Annotated in this window: 20 protein-coding genes; 3 read left to right on the forward strand and 17 right to left on the reverse strand. The window is 42.9% G+C overall.

Annotated elements, in window-relative coordinates; all coding sequences use genetic code 11:
* From yhbY to WCV65_RS13935, 4 genes are read right to left on the reverse strand one after another with little or no spacing between them, the layout of a single operon-like run.
* Positions 1 to 294: a ribosome assembly RNA-binding protein YhbY gene (gene yhbY / locus WCV65_RS13920; RefSeq protein ID WP_035405175.1), complete on the reverse strand. Its 294-nt coding sequence runs from the start codon at positions 292 to 294 to the stop codon at positions 1 to 3.
* Between the two features lies 1 nt (position 295).
* Entirely contained in the window at positions 296 to 1132 is an 837-nt protein-coding gene (gene aroE / locus WCV65_RS13925; protein WP_338777249.1) for a shikimate dehydrogenase, read from the reverse strand.
* A 26-nt stretch (positions 1133 to 1158) separates the two neighbouring features.
* Positions 1159 to 2277, reverse strand: coding sequence for a ribosome biogenesis GTPase YqeH (yqeH, locus tag WCV65_RS13930; RefSeq protein ID WP_338777251.1), 1119 nt, complete (start codon positions 2275 to 2277; stop codon positions 1159 to 1161).
* A complete protein-coding gene (locus tag WCV65_RS13935) occupies positions 2259 to 2771 on the reverse strand; it encodes a YqeG family HAD IIIA-type phosphatase (protein ID WP_156505850.1) in 513 nt (170 codons plus the stop codon). Before WCV65_RS13935 ends, yqeH begins: the two co-directional genes overlap by 19 nt.
* A gap of 385 nt (positions 2772 to 3156) precedes the next feature.
* Here WCV65_RS13935 and WCV65_RS13940 point away from each other — a divergent pair, with 385 nt between their 5' ends.
* Positions 3157 to 3294 carry a sporulation histidine kinase inhibitor Sda gene (locus WCV65_RS13940; RefSeq protein ID WP_035405183.1) on the forward strand — a complete coding sequence of 46 codons (138 nt, stop codon included), beginning with the start codon at positions 3157 to 3159 and terminating at the stop codon, positions 3292 to 3294.
* 154 nt (positions 3295 to 3448) lie between these two features.
* Here the strand turns inward: WCV65_RS13940 and WCV65_RS13945 are convergent, their stop codons facing one another.
* Together WCV65_RS13945 and WCV65_RS13950 are read right to left on the reverse strand one after the other, a co-directional pair.
* Complete coding sequence (locus WCV65_RS13945) at positions 3449 to 3622, reverse strand: hypothetical protein (protein ID WP_156505842.1); 174 nt, start codon at positions 3620 to 3622, stop codon at positions 3449 to 3451.
* A gap of 96 nt (positions 3623 to 3718) precedes the next feature.
* Positions 3719 to 4441, reverse strand: a complete 723-nt coding sequence (locus tag WCV65_RS13950) for an SGNH/GDSL hydrolase family protein (protein ID WP_338777255.1) — start codon at positions 4439 to 4441, stop codon at positions 3719 to 3721.
* A 192-nt stretch (positions 4442 to 4633) separates the two neighbouring features.
* Here WCV65_RS13950 and sigK point away from each other — a divergent pair, with 192 nt between their 5' ends.
* Positions 4634 to 5359, forward strand: coding sequence for an RNA polymerase sporulation sigma factor SigK (sigK, locus tag WCV65_RS13955; RefSeq protein WP_338777257.1), 726 nt, complete (start codon positions 4634 to 4636; stop codon positions 5357 to 5359).
* A 132-nt stretch (positions 5360 to 5491) separates the two neighbouring features.
* On the opposite strand, the gene WCV65_RS13960 is transcribed toward sigK, so the two are convergent.
* The 6 genes from WCV65_RS13960 to WCV65_RS13985 form a co-directional block, all read right to left on the reverse strand.
* The gene (locus tag WCV65_RS13960) at positions 5492 to 5620 is read right to left on the reverse strand and encodes a YrzI family small protein (RefSeq protein ID WP_082883707.1); all 129 of its coding nucleotides are present in this window, start codon (positions 5618 to 5620) and stop codon (positions 5492 to 5494) included.
* 614 nt (positions 5621 to 6234) lie between these two features.
* Entirely contained in the window at positions 6235 to 6456 is a 222-nt protein-coding gene (locus WCV65_RS13965) for a YrhC family protein (RefSeq protein ID WP_035405189.1), read from the reverse strand.
* An 83-nt stretch (positions 6457 to 6539) separates the two neighbouring features.
* Positions 6540 to 7673 carry a bifunctional cystathionine gamma-lyase/homocysteine desulfhydrase gene (locus tag WCV65_RS13970; protein WP_338777259.1) on the reverse strand — a complete coding sequence of 378 codons (1134 nt, stop codon included), beginning with the start codon at positions 7671 to 7673 and terminating at the stop codon, positions 6540 to 6542.
* A 2-nt stretch (positions 7674 to 7675) separates the two neighbouring features.
* Positions 7676 to 8599: a cysteine synthase family protein gene (locus WCV65_RS13975; protein WP_035405193.1), complete on the reverse strand. Its 924-nt coding sequence runs from the start codon at positions 8597 to 8599 to the stop codon at positions 7676 to 7678.
* Positions 8600 to 8653: 54 nt separating this feature from the next.
* Positions 8654 to 9349: a 5'-methylthioadenosine/S-adenosylhomocysteine nucleosidase gene (gene mtnN / locus WCV65_RS13980; RefSeq protein ID WP_035405195.1), complete on the reverse strand. Its 696-nt coding sequence runs from the start codon at positions 9347 to 9349 to the stop codon at positions 8654 to 8656.
* 25 nt (positions 9350 to 9374) lie between these two features.
* The gene (locus tag WCV65_RS13985; protein ID WP_035405198.1) at positions 9375 to 10016 is read right to left on the reverse strand and encodes a class I SAM-dependent methyltransferase; all 642 of its coding nucleotides are present in this window, start codon (positions 10014 to 10016) and stop codon (positions 9375 to 9377) included.
* 179 nt (positions 10017 to 10195) lie between these two features.
* Between WCV65_RS13985 and WCV65_RS13990 the strand changes: the two genes are divergently transcribed.
* Positions 10196 to 10402 (forward strand): DUF2536 family protein, encoded by a 207-nt coding sequence (locus tag WCV65_RS13990; protein WP_035405200.1) that lies wholly within the window; start codon positions 10196 to 10198, stop codon positions 10400 to 10402.
* Positions 10403 to 10454: 52 nt separating this feature from the next.
* On the opposite strand, the gene WCV65_RS13995 is transcribed toward WCV65_RS13990, so the two are convergent.
* From WCV65_RS13995 to WCV65_RS14015, 5 genes are all read right to left on the reverse strand, one after another.
* The gene (locus WCV65_RS13995) at positions 10455 to 11066 is read right to left on the reverse strand and encodes a DUF1510 family protein (protein ID WP_338777264.1); all 612 of its coding nucleotides are present in this window, start codon (positions 11064 to 11066) and stop codon (positions 10455 to 10457) included.
* A gap of 81 nt (positions 11067 to 11147) precedes the next feature.
* The gene (locus WCV65_RS14000; protein ID WP_338777265.1) at positions 11148 to 12890 is read right to left on the reverse strand and encodes a penicillin-binding protein 2; all 1743 of its coding nucleotides are present in this window, start codon (positions 12888 to 12890) and stop codon (positions 11148 to 11150) included.
* Positions 12891 to 12944: 54 nt separating this feature from the next.
* Positions 12945 to 13421 (reverse strand): transcription elongation factor GreA, encoded by a 477-nt coding sequence (gene greA, locus WCV65_RS14005; RefSeq protein WP_338777266.1) that lies wholly within the window; start codon positions 13419 to 13421, stop codon positions 12945 to 12947.
* Positions 13422 to 13627: 206 nt separating this feature from the next.
* Positions 13628 to 14263 carry a uridine kinase gene (gene udk / locus WCV65_RS14010; RefSeq protein ID WP_035405208.1) on the reverse strand — a complete coding sequence of 212 codons (636 nt, stop codon included), beginning with the start codon at positions 14261 to 14263 and terminating at the stop codon, positions 13628 to 13630.
* A 5-nt stretch (positions 14264 to 14268) separates the two neighbouring features.
* Positions 14269 to 15537: a U32 family peptidase gene (locus WCV65_RS14015; protein ID WP_338777267.1), complete on the reverse strand. Its 1269-nt coding sequence runs from the start codon at positions 15535 to 15537 to the stop codon at positions 14269 to 14271.
* Between the last annotated feature and the right edge of the window lie 7 nt (positions 15538 to 15544).

Genomic DNA, 15544 nt, shown 5'->3' on the forward strand with positions numbered 1-15544 from the left:
TCAGTTAGGAAGCTTAATCTGCTTATTCTCCCGTGATTCTTTATAAAGGACAATCGTATTACCAATAACTTGAACTAGCTCCGCTCTTGCTCCTCTGGATAGTCTGTCGGCAACTTCATCTTTATCTTCATCACAGTTTTGAAGAATGCTTACCTTAAGAAGTTCTCTTCCCTCTAAAGCTTCTTCAATTTGCTTAATCATATTATCATTGACGCCGCCCTTTCCTACTTGAAAAATAGGGTTAAGATGGTGTGCTTCCGCACGTAAAAAACGTTTTTGTTTACCTGTAAGCATGTTAATTACCTCCTAATTTTTCCATAACCACTGATTCCATAATTTGAATGTCGGGCATTATACCTGTCCAGTAACGGAAGGAAAGCGCAGCCTGATAAATAAACATCCCAACCCCCGTAACAGTGCGGCAGCCACGCTGCTCCGCATCCTTCATAAAAGCTGTTTTTACCGGGTTGTATATAATATCACTTACGAGCGTTCCTTCTGTAATATTTTCCAGGGAAATCGGCTGATCATTCAATTTCGGTGCCATTCCAATAGAGGTTGTCTGAATGACAAGCTGGTATTCACCAAGATGGTACTCAGCTTCCTCCAAACTTAATGGCCGGCCAGGAACAGACGAATCACATTCCCGGATGATCGCCTCCGCTTTTTCTTTTGTTCTGTTCGCCAGATCTATTCTTCCCGTTTGAGCGTGTGCCAGTGCCGTATAGATCCCTCTTGCAGCTCCGCCTGCTCCAATAATTAAGCAATTCATTTCAGACAGCGGGGATGCTAAATATGGTTTGATGGACTCCAAATACCCGGGTCCATCTGTATTATATCCGGTCAAAACTCCGTTGCGGTTTACGATGGTGTTGACCGCTCCCATTTCTGCAGCGGTTTTATCCACATGATCTAAATAGGCGAGTACGTTCTCTTTATGGGGAATGGTTACGTTCACTCCCTGTATGCCAAGAGCCCTCATTCCGTTTATTGCTGCACCAAGCTGGTCTTTTTCAACATGAAACCTGTGATAGACTGCATCCAATTTCTGGTCCGAAAAGGAACGGTTATGGATTTCAGGTGACATGGAATGGCCAACGGGACATCCGATTATACCATATAAATCTGACATTTAAGCTCCCCCTTTAAAGAAGTGCTTCAGATAAGCGAAGTTCTTAAGCCTACATACACACCTTTTGGTGCATAGGCAACAATTTTCTTATTGGGTTCGTTCACTGTAACCCAGCCTAAGCCTGAAAATACAATGTCCGTTTTTTCGTTCTTTATTGTAAACGTATGCGGAACAAGCTCTGGAAACTCTTCAAGCTGATCAGGTCTTGGCGGAGATAAAAGTTCTCCTCGATGGGTCTCATATAGAGTATCCGCCTGCTCGAGCTTAGTACGGTGAATATAGAGCTCATTCGGGATGTAGCAGGTGAAAGTACTCCTTCCTCCCTTAATAAAATCGAACCTTGCCAGGCCTCCAAAGAACAAAGTCTGTTCTTCATTCAGCTGGAATACTTTGGGCTTGATTTCTTTTTTGGGGGATAGGAGCTTCAAATCGTCCTGATTCACAAAATGAGCCATCTGATGATGATTAATAATCCCAGGAGTGTCATAAAGTGCAGATCCGTCATCTAGAGGAATTTCTATTAAATCAAGGGTCGTTCCAGGGTAGTGAGAGGTTGTAATCAGATCCTGCTCTCCAGCCACTTCTTTAATGATGCGGTTAATAAATGTAGATTTCCCTACATTCGTACAGCCAACCACATAGACATCTTTTCCATCACGATAATGTTCAATCGCTTCGGCCACTTCTTTAACGCCCTGCCCTCTCGATGAACTCACTAAGAAAATATCGATTGGTTTCAGCCCGTTTTCTTTCGCTTCCCGCTGCATCCATTGAATCAGCTTTTGTTTCTTGACTGATTTAGGCAGAATGTCAGCCTTATTAGCTACCAGCAAAATGGGATTGTTTCCTGCAAAACGCTGTATCCCGCTAATCCAGCTCCCGTTAAAATCAAAGATATCGACAATCTTAACGATCAGTGAGTCTGTTTCTCCAACTCCATGAAGAATTTTTAAAAAATCAGCATCAGTCAGAGCCACGTCCTGAATTTCATTATAATTTTTTAGCCTGAAGCAACGCTGGCATATAACTGGTTCTCTCAGCAGTGCGCTTGGAGGGGTATATCCAACTCCTTCAGGATTCTCTGTTTGAATAACGGCTCCGCAGCCAACACAGGTAATTTCTTCTCTCACTTCTTTTCCTCCCATTGAATCATGCCTTTTTTCTTTAAAGTATCCATGATTCGGCGCTCAATTTTACGGTTGAATTTCGTCATGGCTCCATCTGTAGAAGCTACAGGAACTACAAGAATTGTATGGAATCCGTTCCGGTTTCCTCCAAGTACATCCGTAAGGAGCTGATCTCCGATCACAACTACTTCCTCTTTTTTTAGCTGCATATCATTAATGGCTTTCCTGAATGCACGGCCCATCGGCTTCCTGGCTTTATAGATGAACGGAATACGCAGAGGATCTGAAAAATCCTTCACCCGTTTTTCCACGTTATTTGATACAATGGTAACTTTAATTCCGCTGTCGTTCATCTCTTTGAACCACTCGATCAATTTGGGCGTTGCACTGGGCCTGTCCCATTCAACAAGTGTGTTATCCAAGTCCGTGATAATGCCTTTTATATTGCGTTCCTTAAGCTTGTAAGGGTTAATCTCAAAAATACTCTTAACAAATTCGCCTGGTAAAAACATTTTTAACAAGGGGCTCACACCTCTAAGTTCATATTTAGCCATTCTCCATCTTACCCAATTTCGACAAATCTTTCAAAAAAATCTTCAAAAATCGCGGATTAATGGTAATATAAAGAAAATTTTTCGACAGATACCGGCTCTTCCCTACACCTGTGGATAACTATATACACATTATCCACCCTTTTATTTCAAAATTTTCCAGGTTTATAAACAACCTACTAACAGGTTATCCACTTTTACTTGTGGATAACAGAACGATTGTTCCTCTACCTTAAACATGTTAGATTTAAGTCAGTCATAAAGAACCTACTATCCTATGCACAGGGACAAGCATTTAGTCCATTTTTTCCAGGGAGGTGACCTGCCAATCATTTGGCCAGCCAGTATGCGTAAATTATCCGATGAGCTGTTGATTGAATCTTATTATAAAGCAACAGAATTAAAACTCAGCCACGATTTTATCGAGTTAATCGAATCTGAAATAAAGCGCCGCTCTCTTGCCCACATGCTGAGAAACTCATGAGGCAGGGGGTTGAGCGCTTTTCTTTTATTAAGCCATACCCTATATCACAGAGCTCAAAATCATGAATGCATGCTATTATAACATGCCTGAACCCCTAACCTCCACCCGGCCTGCAAGAAGACCTGAAGCAGACACCTCAAGTAAATGAGGTGCCTTATCTGCAAGCTCCGCCATAGAACCAGTAATAGCCTCCAAAGATCAGCAGCAATATGAAGGCGATAATGAGGACAGCATACCAGAATCCGTACGAAGCATTAGGGGGAATGTACGGGTATGGATAGGGCAGCGGACCACAGCCGGGACTGCACGGGTAAAATCCAACGGACATAAAATAGACCTCCTACTGCGCGTTCTCCTTAGCATTGTATGTATGTACCTATGCCAAGGTATAGGCTCCTGTCCGGAAGTCTAATCAAATCGTCTATTATTTCAATAAGCCGCTATCAAGAATTGCCTGATATAGAATCCTTGCGCCCTTTGGTGTCATATGATTGCCAGATGGGTCAATTAATCCCGATGCAATTAAATCTGAATCTGTGTCTCCTCCCGCTGCCCTCACCATATTCCTCCAATGGTCAATAAGCGGGAGCTGTTCCCTCTTCGCAATCTCTCTTACAATATCGTTATAGGAATTATGCCAATTCCTTGCGCCTTTTCCTGCGTCATAATAGATTTTTTCATATCTGGAATAGTAAAGCTTGTCTTTCCCGTTTCCTTCAACAATTGGCAGGCATGTGATCAGAACTGGATGGCCGCCGTTTTTTCTTATTTCATCTATAAAATAAAGGAGATTCGCTTCAAACCGTTTTTTTTCAACCCTCGGCTCTCCGCTTTGCAAAACCACCGCATCATTCGTACCGAACATGATAAAGACAGTTTCAGGATGACGATTTAATACATCCTTTTCCAATCGCTTTCTCGCATCCTCAGTTGTTTCTCCGCCTATACCCGCATTGTAAATAGTAACTTTCCCCTGCTGTGATAAATTGAGCAAGTTCACCCACTTTTCATTTTCAGGATAATCTCTTATGGGGTAATTCGCTCCCCTTGTATTACTGTCTCCAAACGCCACCGCATTGTATTCGTTATTTCCTGCACCGCACCCGGCAGCGAGTAAGAGACATATGATAACAAAAAGCTTTTTCAACTCCTGCACCTCCGTAAGCTATAAAACACTATAATATAGAACTGACTGTGTTTCAACCAGCTAAAGCATGTCCAGCTTGCCGGTTTCACTATTCTCAACTTTATGATGGTAAACAGACACGGGCAGGCCCTCTCTTACATACACATAATTAAATAGGCGATTGCCTACATAACGACCCTTGGAGGTGCTTATTTGTCCGGATTATTCACAGCGCTGGCCTATGTCATGAGGGAAATGGTCTTTCTTGTGAGCTATGTAAAGAACAATGCCTTTCCACAGCCGCTTTCATCAAATGATGAAAAGAAATACCTTCAGCTGATGGCAGAAGGCGATGAACATGCCAGAAATCTTCTGATTGAGCATAATCTAAGGCTTGTCGCGCATATTGTCAAGAAATTTGAAAACACAGGAGAGGATGCCGAGGACCTGATTTCAATCGGAACAATCGGATTGATCAAGGCGATTGAGAGCTATTCGCAGGGAAAAGGCACGAAACTCGCAACGTATGCCGCAAGATGTATTGAAAACGAAATCCTGATGCATTTAAGAGCCTTAAAAAAGACCAAGAAAGATGTGTCCCTTCATGATCCAATTGGACAGGATAAAGAAGGAAATGAAATATCGCTTATTGACGTCCTAAAATCCGAAAGCGAAGACGTTATTGATACCATTCAGCTGAATATGGAGCTAGAGAAGGTCAAAAAATTTATCGATGTTTTAGATGAGCGGGAAAAAGAGGTCATTGTCGGCCGTTTTGGACTCGACTTGCAGAAAGAAAAAACGCAAAGGGAAATCGCAAAAGAACTGGGCATTTCAAGGAGCTATGTTTCCCGCATTGAGAAAAGAGCGCTCATGAAAATGTTCCACGAATTTTATCGTGCTGAAAAAGAGAAAAACAGCAAAAAAAAGAAAAGATAAGGAAAAAGGGTATCTTCCCCTATCCTTATCTTTTTTCTTTAACTAACCGCTATCCTTCTCCACAGTGAGGTAGTTCATTATTTCGCTTTTCATCATAATTATCGCTCCCTTCATGATATTCAATGAGCTTTCTTACAGCATAAGCTGGCGGTTCTGCACTTTCTCCATCAAATTTCTGACACGTTTGTCGTCATTCATTTCTTCTTTTGTTTTCATGTTCCTTTTAAAAGTTACCGTTACAAATAGTAAATGGATGGTCATGGTATCACCTCCTTAAAGGGCGAGGCGCCCTGGGTTCTCTACGCAAAAAAACACCGCAGGAAATACCCCGGGCGTCTGTCTTGTTTTAAATAGTAAACGCCGCAGAGTAAGCAAATCGCTTAGCCTGCGGCGTATAATCCAATCATTATTGAAAAAAGAACATACGTTAGCTGTAAACCGGCCAATGAGATTTGATTACTTTATTCAATTGTTTTAGCTGATCCGCTTTAACAGTCATCGTCATTTTAACCGGCCTCCTTAGAAATAATTTTAATTACATGGTAATTATATCCACAACACACATGAAAGTAAACCAATTTTTTAACTTTTTTGAAAAATAAGCCAAATGCCTATAAAAAAAACGAATCGATTATACTGGACTTTTTAAAACTTAGGCTCGCTTAAAGTCTGGTGCTGATTTTTAACGTCTATGATTGAAGCGGAAGGCGCTAGACTTCTGCTTAGAGCAGCGGGACAGGTGAGAGCCCGCAGTGGTGTAGCGAGGGGCATGCTCACCGCCCGACTAAGAATTAGCGAGCGCCTGCTAGCTGCAATCAACAACTACGTTTAACAGAGCTAAAAATTAAAAAACAACCTGCAGAATCATCTGCAGGTTATTCGGCTTCTTTTTGAAGTTTTTTATGAAAGGTAAGAGAAATGTTAAAACAAATAAGTGCGCCGGCCAGCATAAAGGCTGAGGCCCCCATCATGGTAGATTGCTCTGATACCTTGCCGGATTCAACAAATACTCCTATATAGAAAAATGTCCCTAACGCTAACAGGACGAACGCATAATTTTTGAAATCAAGAACTAAATCCTGCAACTGTTTCTTCAAGCTATATCACCTGCCAGAAAATGTTTTGACAATTACTAGGTTAACATAGTCTGGCAGGCTATCTCACTTGTAATATCAGGAAATCACGAAAGGGCTTGTTTTAAATCTTCAATTAAGTCATCCGCATCTTCTATTCCAACGGAAATACGGATCAAGCCGTCTGTAATTCCAAGCTCTTTCCGGCGGTCAGCAGGAATGGATGCATGAGTCATTCTGGCTGGTACGGAAATCAGGCTTTCCACTGCACCTAAGCTCTCAGCCAATGTAAAATATTTCACCTTGCTCAACACCTGATCTGCTTTTTCCTGGCTTCCGACATCAAATGAAACCATTCCGCCGAAGCCTGTTGCCTGCCTTTTCGCAATCTCATGGTTTGGATGCTCTTCAAGGCCTGGATAATAAATTTTGGAAACAGCCGGATGTTCCTTCAGGAAATGAACAATCTCTTTCGTATTTCTTTCATGAGCTTCCATTCTGAGACCGAGTGTTTTCACACCGCGGATCAGCAGCCATGAATCCTGCGGCCCAAGAACACCGCCTGTGGAATTTTGAACAAAATGGAGGTCTTCTGCCAGCTCCTGGCTGTTTACGGCTACAAGACCGGCCACAACGTCACTGTGCCCCCCAATATATTTTGTCGCACTGTGAAGGACAATATCTGCGCCCTGAGTAAGCGGAGTCTGCCAATAAGGAGTACTGAACGTATTATCTACGATTGTCAGCAATCCGTTCTCTTTTGCAAGACGGGCAGAAGCCTCTATATCCGTAATTTTCAGCAGCGGATTTGTTGGTGTTTCCACATACAATGCTTTTGTGTTGGATTGAATGGCATTTGTGATGTTATCTAAATTACTTGTGTCCACAAAGGTAGATTCAATGCCCAGTCTGTTTAATACCTTAGTCATCACACGGTAGGTACCGCCGTATACGTCATCCGTCATGATGACATGATCGCCGCTGCTGAACAGCATCATGACAGCTGAGATGGCTGCCATTCCGGAACCGAATGCGAACCCAGCGTGTCCTTCTTCAAGGTCCTTAATTAATTCTTCCAATGCATGTCTCGTAGGATTACCCGTTCTGGAATACTCATAGCCTTTATGCTCTCCTACGCGGTCCTGCTTATAGGTGCTAACCTGATAAACCGGTACATTGACTGCACCTGTCTGTTCATCGCCAGTTATTCCTCCGTGAATCATTTTTGTCAGTTTTTTCATGACTAAATGCCCCCTTCGTAAATTTTTTTACTTAAGTATCGCTCACTGCTGTCAGGAAAAATGGTCACAATGATGCTTCCCTCTTTCGCAGTCTCAGCCTCAATCAATGCAGCGTGAAGGGCAGCCCCCGATGAACTTCCAACAAGAAGTCCCTCCCGCTTGGCAAGCTCTGAAACTCTGCGGAAGGCATCTTCATCGGTTACCGTATGAATGGAGTCAAAATACTCCTTCTTCATATAATCCGGCAAAAACTCCATACCGATTCCTTCTGTCTTGTGAGGTCCTGATTCTCCGCCGTTCAGAATGGATCCTTCTGGTTCAACGATACACGTTTTAACATGTGGATTCTGTTCCTTTAAATACTCAGCTGTCCCCATAAATGTTCCGCCTGTACCGGCTCCTGCCAAAAAGACATCAATATTTCCCTCAAGCTGGTCCCAAATTTCCGGGCCGAGCGTCTTGTAGTAGGTAAGGGGATTGGAAGGATTTCCAAACTGCTGAGGGCAGTAAGATCCGGGTATTTCCTTTACCAGCTCCTGGGCCTTATCAATGGCTCCCTTCATACCGAGACTGGTAGGTGTATGGACAATTTTCGCTCCCAGCGCCTTCATGATTTCCTGCTTTTCTATGCTGAATTTTTCAGGAATGCAGAACATCACCTGAAGATCTTCATGAATGGCTGCTAAAGCAAGTCCAATACCCGTATTGCCGGCTGTCGGCTCAATGATTGTGCCGCCTTTGGCTACTTTACCGGTCTTTAGAGCATCTTGAATCAGTTCTTTACCGAGCCGGTCCTTAATGCTTCCGCCTGGATTGTAAAATTCAAGTTTTGCAAAAAGACGCGTGCCGTTCGGAAGCGGAAAATGCTGTATCTCCATAAGTGGTGTTGACCCGATTAATTCATGGACACCTTTGACTACCTTCATCCAAACACCTTCTTTATGACGCAGCAGGATGAAATCATTCTGCTGTGCGTTTAATTATTTTAAGTTGCGGACAATGCGAAGAACATGCTCTGCTGAATGAAGACCCGCTTTTTCAAGGAATTGATCAAACGATAGATCTGATTCCTTGCCTGCAATATCCGATAGTGCACGGATGATGACAAACGGCACCTTGAATTGGTGGCAAACTTGAGCAATAGCTGCTGCTTCCATTTCTACGGCATACAGGTTATCAAATTTAGTGCGGATGTATTCAACCCGTTCAGGATCGTTCATAAAAGAATCACCTGTCGCAATCATTCCTGTAACCACTTGGATTCCTTCAATATTTTTGGCCTGTGCTTCCGCAATTTCCAAAAGCTTTGGATCTGGTAAATAAGCCGGAGGAAGTCCAGGCACCTGACCGTATTCGTATCCAAACGCTGTCACGTCCACATCGTGATGGCGAACCTCTGTCGAAACCACAACATCGCCAACATTTAACGATTGATGAAATCCGCCGGCAGATCCCGTATTGATTACATAATCAGGCTTATAGCGGTCAAGCAGAAGTGCTGTGCTTAAAGCAGCATTCACTTTTCCGATTCCTGATTTTAGAAGGACGATTTCTTTTCCTTCGAACATTCCTTCAGTAAATTCACTGCCTGCAATCAGCTCGCTGTTTTGACCTTCAAGCTTTTCTCTTAATATATTTACTTCTTCTTCCATTGCTCCAATAATAGCTATTTTCATTGTGACAACCCTCTTTACTCTAAAATTACTGTTTTACTGCTTCCATAATCCATACGAATGGATTCATTTGTGTAAAGGTTACATGGAATCCATGCTTTTCGTATATTGACTTCATCACAACATGGGTTGTGTAATATTCTGTCTCAAGATCCAGAGCGAGGCTTAAATACTGCCTTCTTCTCGATTCTTCAATCTTCTTTATATACGCATCCCGGTCAGTGAAAACAGTATCAGCAAAGATTATTTTACCACCTTTGGCAAGCATGCTTCCATAAATCCCGACGGCTTTATCTTTTTCTTCATCCGTAAGGTGATGAAAAGCATAAGTACTTACTATTGAATCAATCTGCTCTGCAGGCTTTGGGAAATCAAGAAAGTCTCCATCTGAAATGAAAATGTCTGCAGGCAGCTTTTCAATTGCCTTTTCTCTCATAGCATTCGAGGGTTCAATGCCATATACCTTTTTGCCCGCAGCGTGCAGAAGAGCTGTCAGGTTCCCGGTACCCAGTCCGAATTCCAATACGGAGGATCCCGATCTTTTTGTAACTTCTTCAAGAATACCGCTGTAGTTTTGAAATACTTCTTTATATTCAACGTCATGTCCGCTGACGGTTGTATCATAATCAGAGGCCCATCCTTCAAACAACTCCAAAAATTCTCTGCCCATGACGACACGCTCCCTTTGAAAACTTAATAATTCCTATGAGTATAGTATGAATTAAAATAAATAACTGTTCAAAGATTATCATATTCCTGCAGTAACCTCAACCTAAAAGTTTTTGCCTATGCCGCTGCAGCAGTGTTTTTGGTAAACTGAGAGAGGAGAACAGAGGAGGCAGACATGGAATGAATTTTCAGCTTGATTATCTTAAAGATAAAGTAGAATTTTTTGAAGCTTCGAGCATAAAAGATCTGGAAACAAAAATTGCCGAGCAGATTGACCATAATAAAGCCATTATGATGGAGGTTCACTCGGTTACCCATCAAATGCATGTCCTTGAAGACGGGCGGAGATTTTACAGTGCCGTCGTTCATTTTAAAACGAACATGTAATTTCGCTTCCTGCAAAAAAGAACGCTGCCGTGAATCGGCAGCGTTCTTATCATTATTTCGGTTCAACTGTAAGGGGTTTCCATCCTTCATTTTCTATAAACTGAAGGGTTACTTCATATTTCTCATCCGAGTTCTTAGCAGAAACGGTTCCTTTTGCATCGTTCGGAGAACCATTATTTCCAATGAACCAGATCGTCATATTATCTTCCGGGATTCCAGTTGCTACACTCATCGCCTTGGTCATTTCCTGCCAATCCGCTGAGCCTTTATCATAAACTGTGGTATGTTCCCCTTTTTGTGAGGTACCGACAGGCTCCCATTCGGAGCTTTTTGTTTCCTTGTCCGCTTCTGCTGCTTTGTCTTCCTCGCTCTGCTTATTGTCATCAGCAGGTTTGGCTTCTTCCTTAGATGCCTCATCACCGGATGTATTTTGTGATTCTGTATCTTCTTTGTCTGTTTGCTCAGACGCAGTTTCTTCGCTTGTCTCTTCGCTTTGTGACTGCTGGTCAGAGATTTTGCTGCTGGAAGTCTGCTTCTTTTCGCCTCCAGTAATAAGCTGGTAGCCGACGGCCGCAATGAGAATGAGCACGACAGCGATCATGACATTCAATACGACATTAGTTTTTCTGCGCTTATCGCGGTTGCCATAGCGGGTTCTATTCATCATCTTCACTCCTCTTCCCACTTTCTTTCTGTACTATTCTATCAAAGGAGTATGAATCTAGCCAGTTTTGATTCAATAGAATCATTTCAGGCCGGCCGCTATATCATAAAACACCTGATTTGCAGCAGCTTTGCTGGCAATTGTATCAGCATCAACAACCACTAGAGCATACCTCGGGCTGTCTGATGGAAAATACCCGGCAAACCATTTATTGATCAGATTATGTCCTTCTGCGTCCTTTCTTCCTGTTTCTGCCGTACCTGATTTCCCGGACACTTCAAACGGCAGCGTCCTGAATCTAACTCCTGTGCCTTTTTCGTCAGATACCACCAGGCGGAGAAGCTTCTGGAGCTTTTGGACCGTATAATGATCAATGGATACGTTCGCAAGCTCTGAATTCGGAAAACGGTACATGGATATTCCATTTTTATACAAAATTTCCTCAGCCGTTTTCACTTCCATCCCTTTACCTCCTCTTGCAATCGTCGCCATCATATTCGCAATTGAAAGCGGAGTAACCTGGACATCTTTTTGACCAATGGCGGTTTGGGCAACGGCTTTAGGGGAGCCTTTGTCTCTGTTATCAGACCAGACAGTTCCCTGTTTTTCTTCTGGAAACTGCTTGAAGCCGCTGTAATGGAACACTGTGCCCTGCCATCCCACAGGGTGGACTAACCCCATTTTTTCAGCAGTCGTTTCCATATAATCCGGCACCTTTTTTATAAGCTGATTGGAAAGGACGTTAAAGGTATAATTGCAGCTTCTTGAAAAACTTTGATCAAAGCTCAGAGAACCCAGCTGGCGGTCTTCTTCAGCGCCGCCGTATGGATTCAGATTGCAATTATATCTGGCGGAGGGATGATCAAGCCCGTTCTCTATCGCTGCCGCAGCAGTCACAATTTTAAATATTGAGCCTGGCTTCATGCTCTCAAGCATATAGTTGCTTAAGCTTGAAGAGGACCCGTTCACATTGAGATCCGGCTTGCTCGCCATTGCCAGAAGGGAACTGGACTGGATATCTATTAGGACGGCTCCTCCTTTTTTGATGCCAGCCTGTGTAAGAGCTTTTTCCGTAAGCTGCTGCATGTCTGAATCGAGAGTAGTTTTAATTTTCACCGGATAGTGTGCGCTGGAATCGGCGATGTATTTGACGTTCACGCCAAAAAGAGGATTGTTATTCGCATCAACATGATACAGCAGCTTTGTCTCTGATTCCGGCAGCAAAAACGCATCAAAGGCCTTTTGCAGCCCCGCTGCGCCTATTTTCATAGTGAGCGGAAGCTTTTTATCAGGGTACCGCTTTTTCGCCGTCACAGGCATTTCAGCTGTATATCCAATGATGTGGGACGCTGATAATTCACTTGGCTTCTCTTGCACCATTACCCCATAAACACCAGGAAACTTAAATTCATTAATTTTTGTTAAATCAGATTGGGTAAGCTCCGCGCCATCCTTTTTTGACAAGATAACCGGTTTTTTTGCTCTGGAAACAAGGGAGTGAATAATTCCCTCTGACATCCCGGTTATGGAGGCAACTTTTTCGCTCGGCCAATTTAAGCTCTTAATAAACGGAAACAGCACAACGGATGGCTCAACCCCTGCAGAAAGCGGTTCACCCCTCCGATCGACAATGCTCCCCCTGCCATCATCAATTAATACGGATTGCGTTCGCTGTTTCACGCTCTCTTCAATCAAATTGATATGATGGCTTCCGAACGATTCAGTCCGAAAAAGCTGGAGTTCAGCAAGTCTTGCTGTCAAAATCAGCAGAAAAATGGTGATTACCACGCAAACAGATACGATTCTTTTTTTAATTGCACGCATAAAAAAACCACCTCGTCACCATTGTCGACGAGGCGGTCATTCTTTAATCGGATCTTACTTAATTTTTACAATTTTAACCTGCATTTCACCGCCAGGCGTTTGCACAGTTACTTCATCGCCCACTTGTTTGCCAAGAAGACTTTTAGCGATTGGTGAGTCATTGGAAATCTTTCCTTCAAAAGGATCTGCTTCCGCACTTCCCACAATTGTGTAAGATTCTTCTTCCCCATTTGGAAGTTCCTGGAACGTAACGGTTTTGCCAAGCGCTACTGAATTTGAATTCGATGTATCCTCGACAATGATTTTCGCATTGCGGATCATGTTTTCAAGCGTTGTAATTCTTCCTTCAACAAACGCCTGCTCTTCTTTAGCGGAATCATACTCGGAGTTTTCAGAAAGATCACCGAAACTGCGCGCAATTTTAATCCGCTCGACTACTTCTTTACGACGTACAGTTTTCATGTACTCCAATTCTTGTTCGAGCTTTTCTTTTCCTTCTTTCGTCATCGGAAATTCTTTCTCTACTGCCATCGATACTCACTCCTTCTGAAACAGCTGTCCCCCGAAATTTGGTATGTAAGACCTGTTAATAATACAAGAGCGAGGGCAATCATGCCCTCACACTCTTCTTTCATATCGAGAATTGGCGTTCAATCTGCCTGAGCGCGTCTTTTACATGAAACGTTTAACAATCTATACATAATATGGGCACAGTGCTCTATATCTATGCTATGTTATTACAAAATAGCGTTTTGTTCAAGAATTGTTTGAATTTTTGTTACCATTAAATCGATAGCCACGTGATTTTGGCCGCCTTCAGGGATGATAATATCTGCATAGCGCTTTGTAGGCTCGATGAACTGGTTATGCATCGGTCTTACAACGGACACATATTGTTCGATTACTGAGTCAATGGAACGTCCGCGTTCCTTGATGTCGCGGAGGATGCGCCGAATAATTCGAATGTCTGCGTCTGTATCCACATACATTTTAATATCCATAAGATCTCTCAGGCGTTCATCTTCCAAAATGAGAATTCCTTCAAGAATGATGACATCCTTCGGTTCGACCTCGATGATTTCCTCAGATCTTGTATGAATTTTATAATCATACACCGGTTTTTCGATCTTTTCATAATGGAGAAGCTTCTTCAAATGTTCAATCAGCAAATTGTTATCAAATGCCAAAGGATGATCATAGTTGGTGTTGAGGCGCTCTTCATAAGGAAGATGACTTTGATCCTTGTAATAATAATCCTGTTCAAGCATCATAATGGAATGTCCTTTAAAATGCTCGTAAATCGCTTTCGTTACACTAGTTTTTCCTGATCCGGATCCTCCGGCAACCCCGATTACAATAGGTTTTTTTACCATTTATCCTAGAACCCCTTTCTCATCATGTTGTAAGGATAAACAGGCCGGTCCAATGTAAATGTCACCGTTTGAAGAGGATGGCGTGCAGCATCCAGTTCATTGCCTTTTTCATCGTATACCGCTTCAATCACAGTACGGAAATTCTCAAGCTCCGGTCCGAAAAATTCAACTTCATCTCCCGGCTTAAAATAGTTCCGCTGCTGGAGTGTTACCTTCTTGGTTTCAGGATCATAATCCAGCACCATTCCGACAAAATCGTATGCCGTCTTTTTCCCATGTATGCCAAACATTTGCTCTTTGTGACCCGGCACTCCTTCAAAAAATGCCGTTGCCGTATCTCGGTTCGCACATTTATCAAGCTCTTCCAGCCATTCCTGCTGAATGACAAAATTGTCCGGATCTGCGCAATAGGCATCAATTACTTTGCGATACACGCTGACCACCGTTGCGATATAGTGAATGGATTTCATGCGGCCTTCAATTTTCAGGCTGTCAATGCCCATTTCAATCATTTTAGGGATAGACTCCACTAGTTTAAGATCTTTTGGACTCATGGCAAATGGAGAATCGCCATCCCCAAACAATGGAGTTTCCCGACCATCTTCCTGTTTGTAAAGATCATAATCCCAGCGGCAGGACTGGCAGCAGCCGCCGCGGTTTGAATCGCGGGCTGTCATATGATTTGAAAGAGTACAGCGTCCGGAGTAAGCGATGCACATCGCCCCGTGAATAAATGTTTCGATTTCAATATCCACTTTTTCCTTCATTTCGCGGATTTCATCTCCGCTTGTTTCACGTGCCAAAACAACCCGTTCAAGACCTTCTTCCTTCCAAAACTGAACAGCCTTCCAGTTGGATAAGGATTGCTGGGTGCTCAGGTGAATTTCAAGCTTTGGCGCAGCTGTTTTACATGTCTCTATAATGAGCGGGTCAGCTACGATAATTCCTGTAACCCCTGCTTCTTCAAGTCCTTTTAGATAATCGGCAAGTCCGTCCATATTTTCATTGTGAGCAAAAATATTCGTTGTCACATAAATTTTGGCATTGTACTGATTGGCAAACTGTACGCCTTCTGCCATTTCTTCCTGTGAGAAATTATCGGCATTTGAACGAAGTCCATATTCGCGTCCGCCGATAAAAACGGCATCTGCTCCATAACGGACAGCAATTTTTAATTTTTCCAGGTTTCCGGCCGGTGCCAGAAGCTCAGGCTTTTTAATTATGACCCGTTTTCCATCAACGATCTTGGAAATTGAATCTTTTAAGGCGTCCATCTGCGTG

The organism is Metabacillus sp. FJAT-52054 (assembly GCF_037201815.1).
Taxonomy (GTDB): domain Bacteria; phylum Bacillota; class Bacilli; order Bacillales; family Bacillaceae; genus Metabacillus_B; species Metabacillus_B sediminis.

Coding starts and splice junctions, on each gene's coding strand:
- WCV65_RS13935 (WP_156505850.1), bottom strand. CDS start 2,771: ATGTTTTTACCAGGCGAATTTGTTAAGAGTATTTTTGAGATTAACCCT.
- aroE (WP_338777249.1), bottom strand. CDS start 1,132: ATGTCAGATTTATATGGTATAATCGGATGTCCCGTTGGCCATTCCATG.
- WCV65_RS13995 (WP_338777264.1), bottom strand. CDS start 11,066: ATGAATAGAACCCGCTATGGCAACCGCGATAAGCGCAGAAAAACTAAT.
- WCV65_RS13960 (WP_082883707.1), bottom strand. CDS start 5,620: ATGACCATCCATTTACTATTTGTAACGGTAACTTTTAAAAGGAACATG.
- WCV65_RS13985 (WP_035405198.1), bottom strand. CDS start 10,016: ATGGGCAGAGAATTTTTGGAGTTGTTTGAAGGATGGGCCTCTGATTAT.
- WCV65_RS13945 (WP_156505842.1), bottom strand. CDS start 3,622: ATGTCCGTTGGATTTTACCCGTGCAGTCCCGGCTGTGGTCCGCTGCCC.
- mtnN (WP_035405195.1), bottom strand. CDS start 9,349: ATGAAAATAGCTATTATTGGAGCAATGGAAGAAGAAGTAAATATATTA.
- WCV65_RS13940 (WP_035405183.1), top strand. CDS start 3,157: ATGCGTAAATTATCCGATGAGCTGTTGATTGAATCTTATTATAAAGCA.
- greA (WP_338777266.1), bottom strand. CDS start 13,421: ATGGCAGTAGAGAAAGAATTTCCGATGACGAAAGAAGGAAAAGAAAAG.
- yqeH (WP_338777251.1), bottom strand. CDS start 2,277: ATGGGAGGAAAAGAAGTGAGAGAAGAAATTACCTGTGTTGGCTGCGGA.
- WCV65_RS13975 (WP_035405193.1), bottom strand. CDS start 8,599: ATGAAGGTAGTCAAAGGTGTCCATGAATTAATCGGGTCAACACCACTT.
- WCV65_RS14015 (WP_338777267.1), bottom strand. CDS start 15,537: ATGGACGCCTTAAAAGATTCAATTTCCAAGATCGTTGATGGAAAACGG.
- WCV65_RS14000 (WP_338777265.1), bottom strand. CDS start 12,890: ATGCGTGCAATTAAAAAAAGAATCGTATCTGTTTGCGTGGTAATCACC.
- yhbY (WP_035405175.1), bottom strand. CDS start 294: ATGCTTACAGGTAAACAAAAACGTTTTTTACGTGCGGAAGCACACCAT.
- WCV65_RS13990 (WP_035405200.1), top strand. CDS start 10,196: ATGAATTTTCAGCTTGATTATCTTAAAGATAAAGTAGAATTTTTTGAA.
- WCV65_RS13970 (WP_338777259.1), bottom strand. CDS start 7,673: ATGAAAAAACTGACAAAAATGATTCACGGAGGAATAACTGGCGATGAA.
- udk (WP_035405208.1), bottom strand. CDS start 14,263: ATGGTAAAAAAACCTATTGTAATCGGGGTTGCCGGAGGATCCGGATCA.